Origin of the sequence: Desulfovibrio sp. JC010 (genome assembly GCF_010470675.1) — a bacterium.
In the GTDB taxonomy this organism is placed as follows: Bacteria; Desulfobacterota; Desulfovibrionia; order Desulfovibrionales; family Desulfovibrionaceae; genus Maridesulfovibrio.
The window spans coordinates 236,708-253,615 of sequence record NZ_VOIQ01000001.1; the positions used below are offsets into that span (position 1 = coordinate 236,708).

Here is a 16,908-nt window from a genome sequence, read left to right on the forward strand (position 1 = left end):
GGTAATCTTTGCCGCCCTTCAAAGCACCACCTTTGCCCGCAAGGCCCGCAGCCCGTGCACGCCCTGCATGTCTTCCAGCACGTGGTTCTCAATCTCCCCTTCAATGAACCCCTTATCCGCCAGATATTCAAAATAGCTGGTGTATTCCCGCCACTCCTTATCCTGCGTATAAATGACCGAGAGCATGCCCGGTCTGGTCAGCCGCTCCCCGCTGCCCAGAATGGTGGACTTATCGATACGTTTCTTGATGATTTCGTAACGAATATTGTAGGTCCCCTCGACTTCGAACCGTTTTTCGTCCACCCGGAAAAGAATCGTCAGCGGTGCGGAATGAACAAGCACCAGCGGAGAGCAGCTCAAGGGTACCCTTAGCTGCGGCAGCAAAGAATCGGTCAGCCGGACCATTTCGCACATCTTGATCATCTGCCAGACCCGCAGGTTTCTGAGCTGAACATCATCGAACTTGAAATCCCTGACCATGGATTCGCCCACGTAGATATTATATTCCACTCCATCAGTGCGGTATTTTTCAAAATAGTGGGGAAAAATCTGCTGCGCCCGCACTTCCTCCTGATCCAGAAATGCGGTCAACGAAAGATTGAGCAGGGAAACCGAATCCTCATAATCCCTGCGCCGCTGGTAGATTACGCCCATGCCGGGGTTCATTTCCTTAAAATACTCATCAATTTTGGAACTGTATTTTTCCGATGTTTCACGCAGGTAATTGAAAAACGGTTCAACCCGCTGCTGCAGGAATTCGATGATGTTGATTTCATCCCCGGAATTAAGTCCTTCACGCACAGCCGCTGCATAGCGGGCAAGAGTGGCAAAATAGTAATCGGCAATGGGGATGGTCCTGTTGCGGTAGATTTCACTCAAGGTCTGGGAAGCAAGATCCAGTTGCTTGAGCAGGTCGGCCTGAATGGCCTGATTGCGCTCCACCGACGAACTGCGGATATCCATACTGCCGTACAAAGGATAGACGTCCCTGAAAACAATGTCATTGAAACGGACTTCCCCGTCCTCACCATTACGACTCAGAAAATTGTAGGCTGCTTCTTCAAAACGCCATGCAACGCTGGGATGGATGGCCGTGCAATGCTCCTTGATGACCCGGTCCACCCGCGATTCCAGACGGTTCATTTCCCGGCGCACGGCAACACTTAAAATGGGTAAAAGCTCAGCCAGTTTACGGGCGGAATGGGTGCTGATCATATCCTTGGTATCTGAAACAAGCTCCAACACGGCAATGACCCGATCCTCTTCCATTAACGGCATGAGTCCCATGCTGCGCGCCCCGCTGCGGTAAAGATAATCGACCACCCCGTTCTGACCTTCGCACTCCAGAATTTCCGGGATGAAATACGGTTCTGCGGTCCTGAAGACCTGATCGTAAATTTCTTCAAACAAGCCCAGAGTTTCACCGGGATAGTCCCGCAATACACTGCGCTGAATCGTCTCCCTGTTGCCCTGCGTAACCCGGTAACGCAACACCAGCCCTACACGCAGATCCTCCACTTTCAGGATCGAACGCAAGCGATGGGTAATGGCGGCCAGACTCTCCGCTTTGCGCAGAGAACCGTTTTCCACGAGATCAGACTTGAGCTGCGAGATATTTTCCTTTTCCGTGACCTCGGAAAAACTGACCGTGATCAATCCTTTAAAGCTGACCCCGTCCAGCGGCATGAGCCGTTCAAGGGTTTCCTTATCGCGCATGATCAGCAGCCGCGAAAACTGCTCACGCGGTAAAATGTCAAGCCCTCCGGCATCCACATCCACAAAACGGAAAGAATAATCAGCCAGAAAATAGCGATCCACCTTCTGCTGCGGATCGGGCATTTTCATAATCACTTCGATCATCTCGTGGTCAAGCTGGTAGTAGATATCGAAAAGCATGGTGTAAGCGAAAAGCAGATTCTCGCTGTAGAGATCGGAAAGACGCATCATCAGACTTTCGCTGAGTTCCAGCTCTATGCCCGGCTCTTCAAACATTTCCCTGTAACGGGCGGTGGCAAAAAAATGGTCATGGGTAAAAGGAGCCTGCACCTTGCCGATGCATTCCTTATCTTCGAGATCGGGAAAGACCAGACGCATGAGAAAATGAATTTCTTCTGCATATTTCTGAAGATCTTCGGCTGTGACCGCACCGGAAAGCCCTTCCTTACCTTCCAAGGAGTCCAAGATCTTACCGATCTGTCTGCTGTAGGGATTCCCGGCCCCGGACAGAACGGATCGGGCCTTGCGGAACAAGGGTTCAAAACTGAGTTCCGCTGTAAAGGGCATTGCCGCATATGCTTTCATGGCTTCATCACGCATGGTCATTCTCCGCTTATTTTTCGTAGATACATTAATATAGCTTAATAAGCGCAACAGGTGAAGCTTTGCCGCATGAAAACAGAAACGGTTGCCAAAGAAACCGTGCGGATATATCTTTATAGATAACGACGATTTCGGAGGAAGCATGGCTAGAAAATATAAGGCAGGATCAATTTCCAGAAGACAGGCCCTGAAGCTGGCTGCAGGCGGAACACTGGGCATCTTGAGCGGCTGCGCCATCAACCCGGTTACCGGACAGCAGCAGCTGATGCTGGTTTCCCAGCAGCAGGAAATTCATATGGACCGCCAAAATTCCCCGCACCAGTTCTCCGCTGACTACGGAGCCGTTCAGGACAAACGGGTCAACGACTACATAACCAGAGTCGGGATTTCCCTTTCATCCAGCAGTCACAGGCCGGACATGCCCTACTCCTTCCGCTGCGTGAATGCCAACTATGTCAATGCCTACGCCTTTCCCGGCGGAAGCATCGCCTGTACCCGCGGCATTCTGGTCACTCTTGAAAATGAAGCCGAACTGGCCGCGCTCATGGGACATGAGATCGGACATGTTAATGCCCGGCACACGGCATCACGCATGAGTTCGGCCATTGCCGTACAGGGAATTGTGGCCATCGGCGTGGGCGTGGCCGCCACTCAGGACAGCCGATTGGTTCCGCTGGCTGCCGGACTGGGAGGAGTCGGTGCCGGAATGCTGTTGGCAAGCTACTCCCGTTCCGATGAACGGCAGGCGGACAGCCTCGGCATGGAATACATGGACAACATGGGCTACGACCCTGAAGGCATGGTCGGCCTTATGGAAGAACTGGAGAAACTTCACAAAAGCAAGCCTTCATTCGTGCAGCAGATGTTCGCTTCCCATCCCATGAGTTCTGAACGCTACGCCACTGCCGTAGAAAAAAGAAATACTGTTTACGCCGACAGCAAGGGTAAACTTCTGCGTGAACGATACATGGACAACATCGCCTCAGTGCGCAAAATCAAACCGGCCATTGTGGAAATGCAGAAGGGCGAAGGAGCCATGGGCAAGAAAAGCTACCATGAAGCAGAGGATCATTTTGCAAAAGCCCTGCGCATTGCCCCCAATGATTATGCCGGATTGCTGCTCATGTCCAAGTGCCAGCTGGCACAGGGCAAAGCCAAGCAGGGCTTGCACTACGCCCAGAGGGCCAAAGACCGCTACCCGCAGGAAGCACAGGCCCTGCACATGACCGGAATGCTCAGTCTTGAAAACCGCAAATTCAGGCAGGCCCTTTCCAACTTTGATGCCTACGAAAAAAGACTGCCCGGCAACCCCATGACTACATTTTACAAGGGAGTCTCCTACGAAGCACTGGGCAACCGCGACATGGCTGCCAATGAATATTACCGTTTCCTGAAGGTCAATAATCAGGGCGATTACGCAAAACATGCTTATGACCGGCTGACCGGATGGGGTTACCTGCAATGATAAAATGTGCTAAATTATTCAAAAGATAACATCAGCAAACAAACCGGACCGCCCAGGGAGGCTGCATGCTTCGAACATTCTCTGCATTGTGTTTTGCCTTCATGATCAGCTTTTCAGTCAACGCACATGCTGCAGAGGAGCTCATCATTTCCGGCAAGAATTCCACGCTGATCCACGCATGCGCCGAAGTTTTAAAAGAAGCATACGAAGAAATGGGGATAGAAATTGAGCCTAAATATTATCCCATCCTGAGAGCCGTAAAGACGGCAAATTCAGGCCATGTTGATGGAGAAATTGCTAAAATTGAAGGGATGGAAAAGCAATACCCCAACCTTATTCGCGTTCCTGTTCCCATCTACTATACTGAGGCTGTTGTCCTTACCAAAAACACGAATATAAAAGTCTCCGGATGGAAATCACTTGCGCCGTACAGACTGGGCATACTGCGCGGGGTCCATGTTTTGGAAGAAGGTTTAAAAAAAGGGGACTGCACAAAGTTTGCGACCTGCAAGAACAACGCCCATATGCTGAAAATGATTGAAGCTGACCGGATTCAGGCCGGAGTCATTTCCAAGGTGGCTGCCATGGAAGCTCTGAAAAACTCTAACTCAACTGACGTCATAATTCTGGAGCCACCTGTCGAAACAACACCGTTGTACCACTACCTCAATAAAAAGCATGCTGCACTTATACCGCAATTGACAACTGTTCTGGAAAAAATGCAGAAGAGCGGACGAATGAAGGAAATCAAAAACAGCTATCTGCAAAAGCATTTCTATCCAAATCACTGATCGGCTTTAACTGACAAAATCCAGAAACACCCCGGGCAACAGTCCGGGTTTTTTATTTTCATCTGCAAAGAGACCGCAGCGGCCACCAGTATTCTTAATATAATCTTTTTACAAAATTTAATACGTTATATTAACAACATAAACAAACATAAACCAATTCAAACAACCGTATACTCTTATTTCAACAAGCTTAACATGAGGGGATGTTGCAAATGCTAAAAAATCTGGGAGTAACAACTAAAATTGCTGCGGGCTTCGGGCTGATCCTGATCCTGCTGGCAGCAACCGCCGGGCAGGGAATTTTCAAACTCAATGACAGTTCGGACGGATTCACTAAGTACCGTGAACTGGCCCGGCAGACCAATTTGACCGGACGCATTCAGGCCAACCTGCTGCTGACCCGTATGGGTGCCATAGCCTACATGGATTCAGGCACAGATCAGGCTTTGAAGCAATATAATGAAAGGTTGGCCAAGTTAGAAGAATTTGTCCGGACTGCGGAAAAACAAATTTCCGGCCCCAGCCAGTCCGAACTGGTAAAAAAAATAAGCCGAAACGTCGCGGATTACGCACAGACTTTCAACGAGAGACTTGCCCAGAAGCAAAATGAAACCATTATTCTGAAAAAAGCGGTTAAGAGCAGCAGGATTCTCAGTGAATGTCTGGCTACCTTGCGTGACAACGCAAAAGAACGTGACGACCAGTTCATGCTCTCCAGAATTGAGAAAAGCAGGGCTCTGATGTTTGAGGCGAGGCTGACCAACTCGTACTTCATCTTCAAAACCCAAAAAGCGGAAGACGCGAACAAAGCAGTTGCGCTTTTAAAAAATCTCAACCAAAGCATAACCGACATTGAAAACACCCTCTACTCCCCTTCAGACCTGAATATGATCGGTACAATGTCGGAAAACACACGACTGTATCTTAAACATACAAACGAACTGATTGATGGCACAAAAGCCCAGATTGCAATAGAGCAGAAGTTGAACGGACTCGGTCCGGTAATGGCCGAGCATATTGAGAATCTCAAAATGTCCATCATGAAAGAGCAGGACGAACTGGGACCGCGCATGCAGTCTTCAATTGCTGCAGCCGCCCAGTCCATGAGTGTAACTTCGCTGATTACCATCATCGTCGGCATAATCCTCGCTTTCTTCATATCCCGCTCCATTACCGGTCCGCTGGCCAAGGCCCGTGCCTTTGTGCAGGAGCTGGCAAACGGCAATCTCAACACCAAAATGGAAGTGGACCAGAAGGACGAAGTAGGCATGATCTGCAAAGACATGGCTCAGGTGGAAAGCACCCTGAAAAAGGTAATGTCTGAAATTGATGATGCCATCACCGGAATTGAGGAAGGCCGGATCGACAGTCAAGCCGACAGCTCCACTTTCAAAGGCAGCTACGCAGATCTCATCGACCGCACCAATCTGGCCATGAATGTGATGAGGTCCTTTATTGACTCCGTTCCGGTTCCCGTAATGACCATGGACCGCGATATGAAAATCCTGTTCATGAACAAAACCGGAACAGGACTGCTCAATAAATCACTTGATGAACTGAAACAAAACACCTGCTCCGCCACAATGCAGACTCCCGATTGCGGAACCGAGAACTGCGCCTGCGCCAAAGCCTTCACTTCCCGTAAACCCGAAAACGGCGAGACCGTTGCCGATACCCCGGCAGGCAGGCTCGACATCGATTATATAGGTGTTCCCATTGAAAAAGACGGCAAAGTGGTCGGTGCTCTTGAGGTCATCCTTGATCAGACAACGATCCGCTCCGCCCAGCGAACCATGCAGGATGTTGCCGAACGCACCCAGACCGTTGCCGAACAACTTTCCTCTGCCAGTGAGGAACTGGCCGCGCAGGTGGAACAGATCAGCAACGGTTCTGAGATTCAGCATGAGCGTATCACTGAAACAGCCACCGCCATGGAACAGATGAACAGTACTATTCTGGAAGTGGCCCGTAATGCCTCCAATGCATCGGGCAAAAGCATGGAAGCCAGACAGCAGGCCGAGGAAGGTGCAAAAATCGTTTCCCAGTCAGTACGTTCCATCACCGAAGTCAGCACCATCGCCGACGACCTGCGCACAAGCATGGCTAATCTCGGCAAGCAGACTGAATCCATCAGCACGGTTATGGATGTTATTTCCGACATTGCCGACCAGACCAACCTGCTGGCCCTGAACGCCGCCATTGAAGCGGCCCGTGCCGGGGAAGCCGGACGCGGATTTGCAGTGGTTGCCGATGAAGTCCGCAAACTTGCTGAAAAAACAATGTCCGCCACCCATGAAGTGGGCAGCAATGTGGAATCCATCCAGCAGGCCATGCGCACCAACATGCGTGAAGTGGAAAATGCTGTGGTCGCAGTAGAAAAAACCACCGAACTGGCTGCCCGCTCCGGCTCCTCACTTGAGGTAATCGTAAGCACGGTGGAAGACAGCGCGGGACAGGTGGAAGGCATCGCCACTGCTTCTGAAGAACAATCCAGCACCTCAGAACAGATCAACAGCGCCATCAATGAAATTAACAACATCACCCGAGAAACAACTGACGGCATCCAGCAGTCGGCCAAGGCTGTTCAGGAACTGGCGGTCATGTCCAGCGAACTGAATGATCTGATCAGCGAATTGAAAGCGTAAACAAAATCAACCGCTAGAACTAAAATCCCGGCAGGCTTCACGGCTTGCCGGGATTTTGTTTTGTTCCCAGAACATATTTAACTCAAGCAATATTAAGAAAATACCACATGGCCTGCATCTTTTGTAAAAATCATCCATTCCCTATGACAGAAAGCCTCGCTTCATGGTTTACTGGATACAAAAAAGAACTGGAGCGTTTATGAAAAGATCCATCCTGCTGATCATATTTACTGCCTTATTCATCTGCACAAACTCCGCATGGGCCGGTAATTACCCCATTGTGGACAGCGGACAGGATGCCTGTTTCAACAATTCCCGGCAGATTCACTGCCCGGACAAAGGAAGCGATTTCTACGGACAGGACGCCCAATACAAGGGGAACCAACCCCGCTACAAAGATAACGGGGACGGCACGATTTCCGATCTTGTCACCGGGTTGATGTGGGTCAAGGAACGCGGCCCTGCCGTAAGCTGGCAACAGGCCATGGACGGAGCAGAAGACTGCCGGGTGGGCGAATACTCAGACTGGCGCGCCCCGAACATCAAGGAGTTGTACTCGCTAATTGATTTCAACGGCTGGGTACAGGGTACAGAAAAGGACTCCACCCCGTTCATCAATACCGATTACTTTGAATTCAAATTCGGAGACACCTCCAAAGGCCAACGCATTATCGACTGTCAGGACTGGTCCTCAACATCTTACGTAAGCACCACCATGGGCAACAATCCCACGGCCTTCGGGGTCAACTTTGCGGACGGAAGAATTAAAGGCTACGGCAAAAAAGACCGCCGGGGCAGCAAAAGCAAATATGTCCGCTATGTGCGCGGCAACCCGGATTACGGCAAAAATATTTTCGTAGACCGCAAAGACGGAACCATTGCGGACAAGGCCACCGGATTGATCTGGCAAAAGCAGGACAGCGTAAAAAAACTCAACTGGGAAGAAGCTCTCAGCTACTGCGAAAACCTTAATTATGCAGGCCGCGACGATTGGAGACTCCCGAGCGTTAAGGAACTGCAATCCATCGTGGATTACGCCCGCAGCCCCAAAACCAGCGGGACCGCAGCCATCGATCCCATTTTCAAGACCACTAAAAAAGAATCCTACTGCTGGTCATCCACAACCCATATGGACGGCCCCAAACCCTCCCATGCTTCCTACGTGGCATTCGGCCGGGCATGGGGCTACTTCGGGCCTCCAAGCAGCAGCAAAAAAACATGGATGGACGTCCACGGGGCCGGCGCGCAACGCAGCGATCCCAAATCCGGTGATCCCGATGATTACCCCAATGGACGCGGCCCGCAGGGTGACGACATCCGCATCTATAATTACGTGCGCTGCGTTACAGGAGGCGGGGTTGAGCCTTGCGATCCGCCCTACACCAGAATCCCCACGTGGAAAGGCGGCAATCCCGGCGGCAATTCCGGTTCCGGCATGGGCATGAGCCATATGGACAACAACAGACAGCAAAGAAATAGAAATCAGGGCATGAATTCCGGCATGAGGCAAGGCAGAATGCAGGGCGGCATGGGAATGGGACAAGGCCGTGGTCCCGGTAACGGCCAAGGACCGCCGGAAGAAGCCTTCACCGCCTGTGAGAACAAATCCCAAGGCGACGACTGCACAGTTGAGACTCCGCACGGAACACTTAACGGCCAATGCGTAAGCCGGGGCGAGCAGACTTTCTGCGTACCCGAAGGACACGGCCGGGGTATGGGCGGCAGACCGAGACAGTAAAAGTATAGCCCGGAATGGAGAGCCATTCCGGGCTATAATATTAAAAACGACTTTCAAACCTAAACGGCGAAGCCAAACTAAAAGTTTTTGAAGAGTCCAGAGAAACTTTTTTCAAAAAGTTTCTTTGGCCGCCGGAGGCGAAATCTTCCAATAAAAGCGCGCCAGCGCATCAAACCTTCTTACAAACCTTCCACATAATCCATAATAGCCTGTGCTGAATTCTTGGAACAGCGCACGGCTTCGGCAACGGTTCTGGCTCCGGTGACCACATCCCCGGAAGCGAAGATGCCTTCACGGGTGGTGCGTCCTTCCTCGTCGGTGATAACCAGTCCGGTCTTGCCGATCTCGATGCCGGTCAGGTTATTGCGCGGGGCCTGACTTACGGCGATAAAAACGGAATCAGCCTGTTCCAGCTTTTCCGAACCTTCCACGCTGGCCAGCATGATTTTTCCGTCTTCACCTTCCTGCTTTTCAGTACGGATGCAGAGCACGCCCTCCTCGGTGAGCTCCAGCGGGGAATGGAAAAACTTAAAACGGACCCCGTCCAGCTTGGCGTAATCATACTCATACTTGGTAGCGGACATATCTTCCTGACCGCGGCGGTAAAGCACGGTAACTTCATCGGCTCCCTTGCGCAGGGCAGTTCGGGCCACATCCATGGCCACGTTCCCGGCCCCGATGACCGCCACTTTTTTGCCCAGCTGGTAGACGTCGGGATTCTTCAGATAATTGATAGCGTAATGCACATTGCCGAGGGTTTCACCCTTGAGCCGCAGGGGGCGCGGATTCCAGACCCCGGTGCCGATGAAAATGGCCTTGTAGCCGTCACGCAGCAGATCGTCGAGGGAGATAACCGGACCGATGAGCATGTTGGGCCGGATTTTAACGCCCAGCTGCAGCAACACATCACGCAGTTTTTCAAGGATATCCTTGGGCAGCCGGAATTCCGGGATGCCGTATTGCAGAACCCCGCCGATCTTGTCTTCGGATTCGAAGATGGTCACCTCATACCCTTTCAGGGCGAGGATGAAGGCCACAGTAATCCCGGCCGGACCGGACCCGACCACAGCGATGCGGGCTTTACGTTTTTCCACCTTCTGCGGCTGAAACTGGTCCAGATAGTAGCGGGAAATGTAGTTTTCAATATCGCTGCACTGCACCGGGGAACTCTTACGGCCCAGGATGCAATGCCCTTCACAGAAATTTTCATGGGGGCAGATAAGCGAACAGACCACGGAAAGCGGGTTGTTCTCAAAAAGCATAGCTCCGGCCTGCTGCATTTTGCCGTCCAGCAGGAGTTCGATCATTTTATTAATAGGTGTGCCGAGCGGACACCCCTTGCTGCAAAGCGGTTTCTTGCATTGCAGGCAACGGGTCGCCTCTTCAATGATGTGTTTTCCCATATGAATGATGTGTGGTTTGGTCCTTTGATGATGGGACCTGATTTTTATGAGAGGATTGGAAAGTAGTGCGTGGAGAAACGGAAATAGCAGGGCCGGACCATAAGGTCCAGCCCTTTGATGCCTGATACAGCCAATATGCTATTAACCGTAGTAGGATTCCCTAAACAGCATTTTCATCTGCTCAACGCTGATTTCACGCGGGTTGGTGCTGGTGCAGGGATCTTCGCATGCGCCTTCGGCAATTTTGTCGAGGTTGGCGAGGAAGTCGTCTTCATTCACACCGAACTCTTTGAGGGTAGCAGGAATCTGCATGTCCACGTTGAGTTTTTTCACGAAATTGATCAGGGAGTCGACCAATTCTTCAGTAGTAGAACCGGAAAGACCGAGTCTCTTGGCGGCGTCCGCATATTTTTCACCTGCTGTTACAGCATTGAAGCGGATTGCTGCGGGGAGATAGATGGCATTTGCGCAGCCATGAGGAATACCGAAAAGATGCCCGGTCTTGTGGGCCATGCTGTGAACAATTCCGAGGATTGCGTTGGAAAAGGACATTCCTGCAAGGCACTGGGAAACATGCATTTTATCACGCGCTTCCCTGCCGCCTTTGTAAGAGGCAACCAGCTCGTCCTGAATCATTTCCATGGATTTCATGGCCAGGCAGTCGGTCAGTTCATTGGACATGATGGAAACGTAAGCTTCCAGAGCATGGGTCAATGCATCCATACCGGTGTGAGCAACAAGGGATGCGGGCATGGACTGGGCCAGATCGCTGTCCACAATAGCCAGATCGGGGGTGATGTTGAAGTCGGCGATGGGGAACTTGAGCTCAGTATCATTGTCGGTGATGATAGAGAACGCAGTTACTTCTGTTCCGGTGCCGCTGGTGGTGGGAACAGCAATGAAACGTGCTTTTTTACGCAGTTCGGGCAGGTTGAAGGGCTTTGCAGCTTCTTCAAAGGTGAAATCGGGGTTCTCGTAGAAAATCCACATGGCCTTTGCTGCATCAATGGGGGAACCGCCGCCCACGCCGATGATCCAGTCCGGCTGGAAATCGTTCATGAGCTTTACACCGCGACGAACAGTGGCAACGGAGGGGTCAGCCTCAACACCTTCGAACAGCATGGTTTCGATTCCTGCTTCTTTCAGGAAACCTTCAATCTTAGCGAGAGCACCGTTTCTCTTTACAGAACCGCCGCTGATAACGATAACAGCTTTGCTGCCTTTAATATTTTTGAGATCTTCAATGCTTCCTGCACCAAAGTACACTTCACGGGGAATGGTAAATCTTGCCATTTGTATTTTCTCCATTAACTTTTAAAAGCAACTACAATCTTATGAAGATACTTTTATTTTAAAACAAATTAAAAGTGCCAACTTTTTAATTTTGATTTTTTTTAAACTAAGGCCAAACAAAATAATTTTAAAAACCAGAAACGTTTCTATGCATCGGTTGAGAAGCGTTAAACACAAAAAACTTTTTACTGTAAAGTACGCACCTTTCAGTATCCTAGTTTACAACTGGTTCGTAGTTCCCTTTTGGTAACCACCTTTTAGAATCAATCGAAAACTACACAAAAAGCTTTAAATCTGGTAAGTTGAAAACTCTGCTGAATTGAATGCAATTTTCAATAAGCCGCAAAAGTGCTCAAAACTTCCCTGAAATATTTTTTATTTTTTTGATGACGGCCCAATTTCGCCGCAAGAATGGAGAAAAATCATGCCTGAAGACAGAACTCACAAAGTGAGTTGCAGCAGCTTTACATATGAATTGGAAGTGGCCTTTGAAATCCTGTCCGGAAAATGGGTGCCGCTGATTATCTGGCACCTTGCCGACGGAGAACCCAAAAGATTCGGGGAAATGCGCAGACTGATGCCCAAGGTGACCCAGAAAATGCTGACCCAACAACTGCGGGCACTGGAAAAACACGGCATCGTCAGCCGCAAGGTCTATCAGGAAGTACCCCCGGCAGTAGAGTATTCCCTCACCGAGATGGGACTGAAACTGATCCCCATCTTTGAGAGTGTGAACGGCTGGGCCGTGGAGTATTTGGAAAAGCGGGACGGATAAAAAATGGAAAAGGCTGATTTCCTTCAGGAAATCAGCCTTTCTAAATTATTAAGTCGGACTAAATTTACTTAACAGCTTCAAGCAGAGCTTCTTCACCGAGACGGTCAATCAGACCGCTGATGCGTTCACGCTTACGGCCGTTTTCTTTGTAAAAATCAAGAGCCTTTTCGATCAGTGCGAGAGCTTCATCGTCAGCGAGCTTGGTGCCGATTTTCACACCTGCACGGACATTGCGCGCTGCGCCGCCTCCGAAAAGAACATCCCAACCCTTGGGGGTTCCAACGAGGCCGATATCACGCACATTGCTGAAAGCACAGACCATCTTACAGCCGGAAACACCGCTTTTAATTTTGAAGGGGTAAGGACCGTTGGCCTTGATAACTGCAAGCAGCTTTTTACCCATGCCACGGCTGTCCTGAACGCCGTATTTACAAACGCCAACTCCGGTACAGACACCAACGGTAGGCGGAACTTTATCAATCTTGGTTCCGAGGCTGGCAATAACTTCATCCAGCTTCTCTTTGGGGATACCTTCAAGATTCAAACGCTGTCCGGTAGTCACGCGCACGGAGGTCAGATCAAATTTGGCCATGGTTTCCATGACGGTTTTCATCATACCGGGAGTACACTTACCCTGATCCAGAGGGATACGCAGGGCGTAAGTTCCGTCCTTACGTTCAACAGGCATGGCTGTGAGAGATTCAGCAACAATATTATCCATAAAAAAGACTCCTTGCTTATTTAGATGCCTATCCATTTACATCAGAGCGTGCTCCAGTGCAATAACGGGATGCAAGCCGCAATTCCCCTATGAATGCGACAGTTTTTAATAGGCCGACAGACATTAATGTGCTACAGAATCTTAAAGCAAAATTTCATGTAAAGCAGTTAATTACTTACATGCATATTCATTGGGCAAGGAGAACTTTATGATCATGACGGATTCCCGCATACTGGACTACTTTGGTGCCGGGATGCTTATTTTTGTATTTCTGGTGCTGGTCTACGGCATCATTTATATTCACGACATTCCCTACAACATCGCCAAAAAACGGAACCACCCCCATCAGGATGCCATCCATGCCGCGGGCTGGGTCAGTCTTTTTACCCTGCACGCCATCTGGCCCTTCCTATGGATATGGGCCATGATCCATAAGCCGGACATGGAAAGTGATGATGAATTTGTCGAACATGAAGCAGAAACCGCTATCGCAGAAGAAAGCGTTGAACCGGAAGCTAAAGAGGTGTAGCCGTGGATATACTTATTGAATTAACTTACGCGGCTATTGTTTTTGTTGCCTTCAAAGTCCTTAAGATTCCCGTAACCAAGTGGACCGTAACCACTGCGGTGGTGGGCGGGATATTTGTGGTCGGCGGTATTTTTCTGTGCATGGCTTATTACCATCCTTATACCCCCAATGCGCGCATCTATTTCCAAACCACCCCCATTGTGCCGCAGGTCCGGGGTAAAACAATTGATGTTTATGTTAAGCCGAATACCCCGCTCAAAGCCGGGGACAAACTTTTCGCTATAGACCCGACCCCTTATCAGGCCCGTGTGGACGAAATTGAAGCCCAGCTGAGATTCTCCCAAAAACGGCTCAAAGAATCGCAGGAACTGGCAGCACATTCCGCCGGAAGCCGTTACGATGTTGAGCAGTATCAGGAAGAAGTGAACCAGCTGCAGGGCGAACTGGACAAAGCCGTATTCAACCTGAACAGCACTGTAGTTGTCGCGCCCACCGATGGCTGGGTAACCCAGCTGCGGCTGCGTCCGGGCATGATGGCTGTCCCCCTGCCCCTGCGACCGGTGATGACCTTTGTTCATTCGGAAGACCCCATGCTGGTGGCGGCTTTCAAGCAGAACCCGCTGCAGAACATCAAGCCCGATTTCAATGCCGAAATAATCTTTCCGGCCATTCCGGGCCGGGCTTTCAAAGGCAAGGTGATCAAAATTCAGGAAGCACTGGCTGAAGGACAACTGCAGCCTTCCGGCGATCTGCTGAGCGTATCAACCCATATTCCCGAAGGAAGGGTCCCGGTTTTCATTAATATCACTGATGACATGTCCCGGTACAACCTGCCTCTGGGCAGCGCGGCAGCGGTCAGCGTCTACAGTGAAAGCATGGAACCGCTGGCCCTGATCAGGCAGGTCCTGTTGCGCATGGTCAGCTGGCGGAATATCATCTGCTTTGAAGGACTCTAAACCGGAGGTCATTATGCGTACCAATATTAAAATACTGCTGCTGAGCCTCGCGGCCCTGCTGGTCCTTTGCGGATGTAAACGGAACTATTCCCACACCGAAGCCACAGTAGGGACTGAGGGAATGAAAAACGAAACCCCGTCCAAATGGGCCGGAAACACTGTGGACAGCGGCGCAGTCAAGGACGGCTGGATCCATAATTTCAAGGACTCCCGGCTGGATGCGCTGGTGGCTGAAGCCATGAAAAACAATCCCGACCTGCAGGCTTCCGCCGCCAGGGTTGATCAGGCCAACGCTCTGGCCAAACAGGCCGGGGCAGCCCTGATGCCGTCCGTAGGTCTGGGCGGACAGCTGGCCGGAACCACCGCCGGCGGCACCGCAAGGCCGCAGGGCGCGGGACTTGGTATTTCATGGGAAGCGGATGTCTGGGGCAGACTCGGACTCGGCGAACGTTCTGCTGAAGAATCTGCCAAAGCAGTGCAGGCGGATTATGAGTTCGGACGCCAGTCACTTGCCGCAGCCACGGCCCGCAACTGGTTTCTGCTCAATGAGGTCGAAGTACAGCAGGATTTCCTGAAATCCGTGGTTGATATTCTTAAAAAAATGGAAGCCATTGAAAAACGCAAGCAGGAAATAGGCAAAGTATCCATGATGGAAGTGAATCAGGTCCGTGCCCAGCTGTCTTCAGCAAAAGATGCGGTAACACAGGCCGAGCTTGCCAAGCAGGAAGCGGCACGCAGCCTTGAGACCCTCATCGGACGCTACCCTTCCAATACGCTTAAAGGTGAAGATAAACTGGGAGCAACTCCCCCGCCCATTCCGGTGGGCCAGCCTTCTTCCATCCTTGAAAGAAGGCCGGACATCATTGCTGCCGAAGACCGGGTGGCCGCAGCATTTTATGCTGAGAAAGGAGCCGATCTGCTGCACCTGCCCCGCTTCACCTTCGGTGCCGGAGCCGGGCTTGGTGCTCTTGGCGATGCCATTGCCGGGCTGACCGCAGGTCTCTTTGCCCCGCTCTACACAGGCGGTGCAATTGAAGCCGAGATTGAGCAGGCCACGGCAAAGCAGAAAGAAGCCATAGCCAACTACGCATCCGCTGCACTGAATGCATTTAAGGAAGTGGAAAACGGACTGGCCGGGGAAGCACTGCTTAAAGAGCGCGAAAATTATCTGGCTCAGGCCGCAGCAGAGAACAAAAAGACCTTTGAGCTGGCCCAGATCCAGTACAAGGTCGGTAAGATTGATCTCTTTGAACTGCTCAGCCACCAGACCCGCTGGATAGGTTCTGAAATGTCCCTGCTGAATATACGCCGAGAACGGCTGGATAACAGGGTAAACCTGCATCTGGCCCTCGGTGGAAGCTTCGAATAAAATAAAGATTTATTAAGCAGGACCTTGAACAATCAAGGTCCTGCTTTCTTTTTTCCCGTAATTTTACTACTGTTCCATAATGAAGAAAATCCTCACTCTCATCTCAGCAATATTTCTTCTGACCGCTTCGGTGTCGATAGGCCTCGCGCAGGAAGTCATAGTTCCTGTCAACCACTACCCGCCATGGCGGATTGTAAAAGACAGCGAAAATATCAGCGGAATCAATATCGAACTGATGGATGCCCTGCTGCGAAAACTGGACTTAAAAGCGCAATACGTAGTCCGCCCATGGAAGAGAGCGCAATTGATGATGAAAAGAGGCACTGCCGACATTATGAACGGCTTGCTGAAACATCATGACCGCGAACTCTACATGACCTACCTTGAACCGCCTTACAAAACCAAGAGTTCAAAGGCTTTTTTCATTCTGAAAAACAGTTCAACTAAAATTGATGTTTATGAAGACCTGTACAAGTACAGAATCGGTGTAACGCTCGGTTCAAAATTCTTTCCCAAATTCGATCATGACGAAATGCTGCAAAAAGACATGGGACTGGATGCTACCGGAAACTTCAAAAAGCTGAATGCCGGACACATAGACGCACTTATCACCACCGAGACTGTCGGAGACTACCTGCTGCACAAACTCGGCTTTCAGGACCGGATTGCAAAAGCGGATTATGTATACAGTGAACCGCTGAACGTTTATTTTGCAGTGTCTCAAAAATCCCCACTGGCTGCGCGTATACCGGAACTTAACGCGGCCCTGAAAGAAATGGTCGAGTCAGGCGAGGCGCAGGGGATAATCGACCATTTTCAGTTCAGGTCAGACGAAACAAAGCTGGACTAGGCATGAAACAAAAATACTTTTTACTTATACTTTTAATCCTATCATTAGCAGTAC

The 16,908-nt window shown here is 50.5% G+C and carries 13 protein-coding genes; 9 read left to right on the plus strand and 4 right to left on the minus strand.

From position 1 onward, the window contains the following. Window positions 1-18: 18 nt before the first annotated feature. The gene (locus FMR86_RS01135) at window positions 19-2,316 is read right to left on the minus strand and encodes a GAF domain-containing protein (protein ID WP_163349232.1); all 2,298 of its coding nucleotides are present in this window, start codon (window positions 2,314-2,316) and stop codon (window positions 19-21) included. Between the two features lie 145 nt (window positions 2,317-2,461). Between FMR86_RS01135 and FMR86_RS01140 the strand changes: the two genes are divergently transcribed. The 4 genes from FMR86_RS01140 to FMR86_RS01155 all read left to right on the plus strand — a co-directional run bounded on the left by FMR86_RS01140 (window position 2,462) and on the right by FMR86_RS01155 (window position 8,958). Continuing rightward, a complete protein-coding gene (locus tag FMR86_RS01140) occupies window positions 2,462-3,784 on the plus strand; it encodes a M48 family metalloprotease (protein ID WP_163349233.1) in 1,323 nt (440 codons plus the stop codon). Window positions 3,785-3,849: 65 nt separating this feature from the next. Continuing rightward, a complete protein-coding gene (locus FMR86_RS01145) occupies window positions 3,850-4,575 on the plus strand; it encodes an ABC transporter substrate-binding protein (RefSeq protein WP_163349234.1) in 726 nt (241 codons plus the stop codon). A gap of 212 nt (window positions 4,576-4,787) precedes the next feature. After that, window positions 4,788-7,220, plus strand: a complete 2,433-nt coding sequence (locus FMR86_RS01150; RefSeq protein WP_163349235.1) for a methyl-accepting chemotaxis protein — start codon at window positions 4,788-4,790, stop codon at window positions 7,218-7,220. A gap of 199 nt (window positions 7,221-7,419) precedes the next feature. After that, window positions 7,420-8,958: a DUF1566 domain-containing protein gene (locus FMR86_RS01155; RefSeq protein WP_163349236.1), complete on the plus strand. Its 1,539-nt coding sequence runs from the start codon at window positions 7,420-7,422 to the stop codon at window positions 8,956-8,958. Window positions 8,959-9,137: 179 nt separating this feature from the next. Here FMR86_RS01155 and FMR86_RS01160 read toward each other — a convergent pair whose 3' ends face one another. Together FMR86_RS01160 and FMR86_RS01165 are read right to left on the minus strand one after the other, a co-directional pair. Continuing rightward, window positions 9,138-10,361, minus strand: coding sequence for an NAD(P)-dependent oxidoreductase (locus FMR86_RS01160; protein ID WP_163349237.1), 1,224 nt, complete (start codon window positions 10,359-10,361; stop codon window positions 9,138-9,140). Between the two features lie 141 nt (window positions 10,362-10,502). Then, a complete protein-coding gene (locus FMR86_RS01165; protein ID WP_163349238.1) occupies window positions 10,503-11,654 on the minus strand; it encodes an iron-containing alcohol dehydrogenase in 1,152 nt (383 codons plus the stop codon). Between the two features lie 424 nt (window positions 11,655-12,078). On the opposite strand from FMR86_RS01165, the gene FMR86_RS01170 reads away from it, so the two are divergent. Continuing rightward, a complete protein-coding gene (locus FMR86_RS01170) occupies window positions 12,079-12,429 on the plus strand; it encodes a helix-turn-helix domain-containing protein (protein ID WP_136672894.1) in 351 nt (116 codons plus the stop codon). 64 nt (window positions 12,430-12,493) lie between these two features. Here FMR86_RS01170 and FMR86_RS01175 read toward each other — a convergent pair whose 3' ends face one another. Continuing rightward, window positions 12,494-13,150: a nitrite reductase gene (locus FMR86_RS01175; RefSeq protein WP_163349239.1), complete on the minus strand. Its 657-nt coding sequence runs from the start codon at window positions 13,148-13,150 to the stop codon at window positions 12,494-12,496. A gap of 208 nt (window positions 13,151-13,358) precedes the next feature. Between FMR86_RS01175 and FMR86_RS01180 the strand changes: the two genes are divergently transcribed. The 4 genes from FMR86_RS01180 to FMR86_RS01195 all read left to right on the plus strand — a co-directional run bounded on the left by FMR86_RS01180 (window position 13,359) and on the right by FMR86_RS01195 (window position 16,854). Then, window positions 13,359-13,679: a DUF3302 domain-containing protein gene (locus FMR86_RS01180; protein ID WP_373682434.1), complete on the plus strand. Its 321-nt coding sequence runs from the start codon at window positions 13,359-13,361 to the stop codon at window positions 13,677-13,679. A gap of 2 nt (window positions 13,680-13,681) precedes the next feature. Next, window positions 13,682-14,635, plus strand: a complete 954-nt coding sequence (locus tag FMR86_RS01185; RefSeq protein WP_163349240.1) for an efflux RND transporter periplasmic adaptor subunit — start codon at window positions 13,682-13,684, stop codon at window positions 14,633-14,635. Between the two features lie 13 nt (window positions 14,636-14,648). Then, window positions 14,649-16,004, plus strand: a complete 1,356-nt coding sequence (locus FMR86_RS01190) for a TolC family protein (protein WP_163349241.1) — start codon at window positions 14,649-14,651, stop codon at window positions 16,002-16,004. Window positions 16,005-16,083: 79 nt separating this feature from the next. Next, the gene (locus FMR86_RS01195) at window positions 16,084-16,854 is read left to right on the plus strand and encodes an ABC transporter substrate-binding protein (protein WP_163349242.1); all 771 of its coding nucleotides are present in this window, start codon (window positions 16,084-16,086) and stop codon (window positions 16,852-16,854) included. Window positions 16,855-16,908 lie beyond the last annotated feature (54 nt).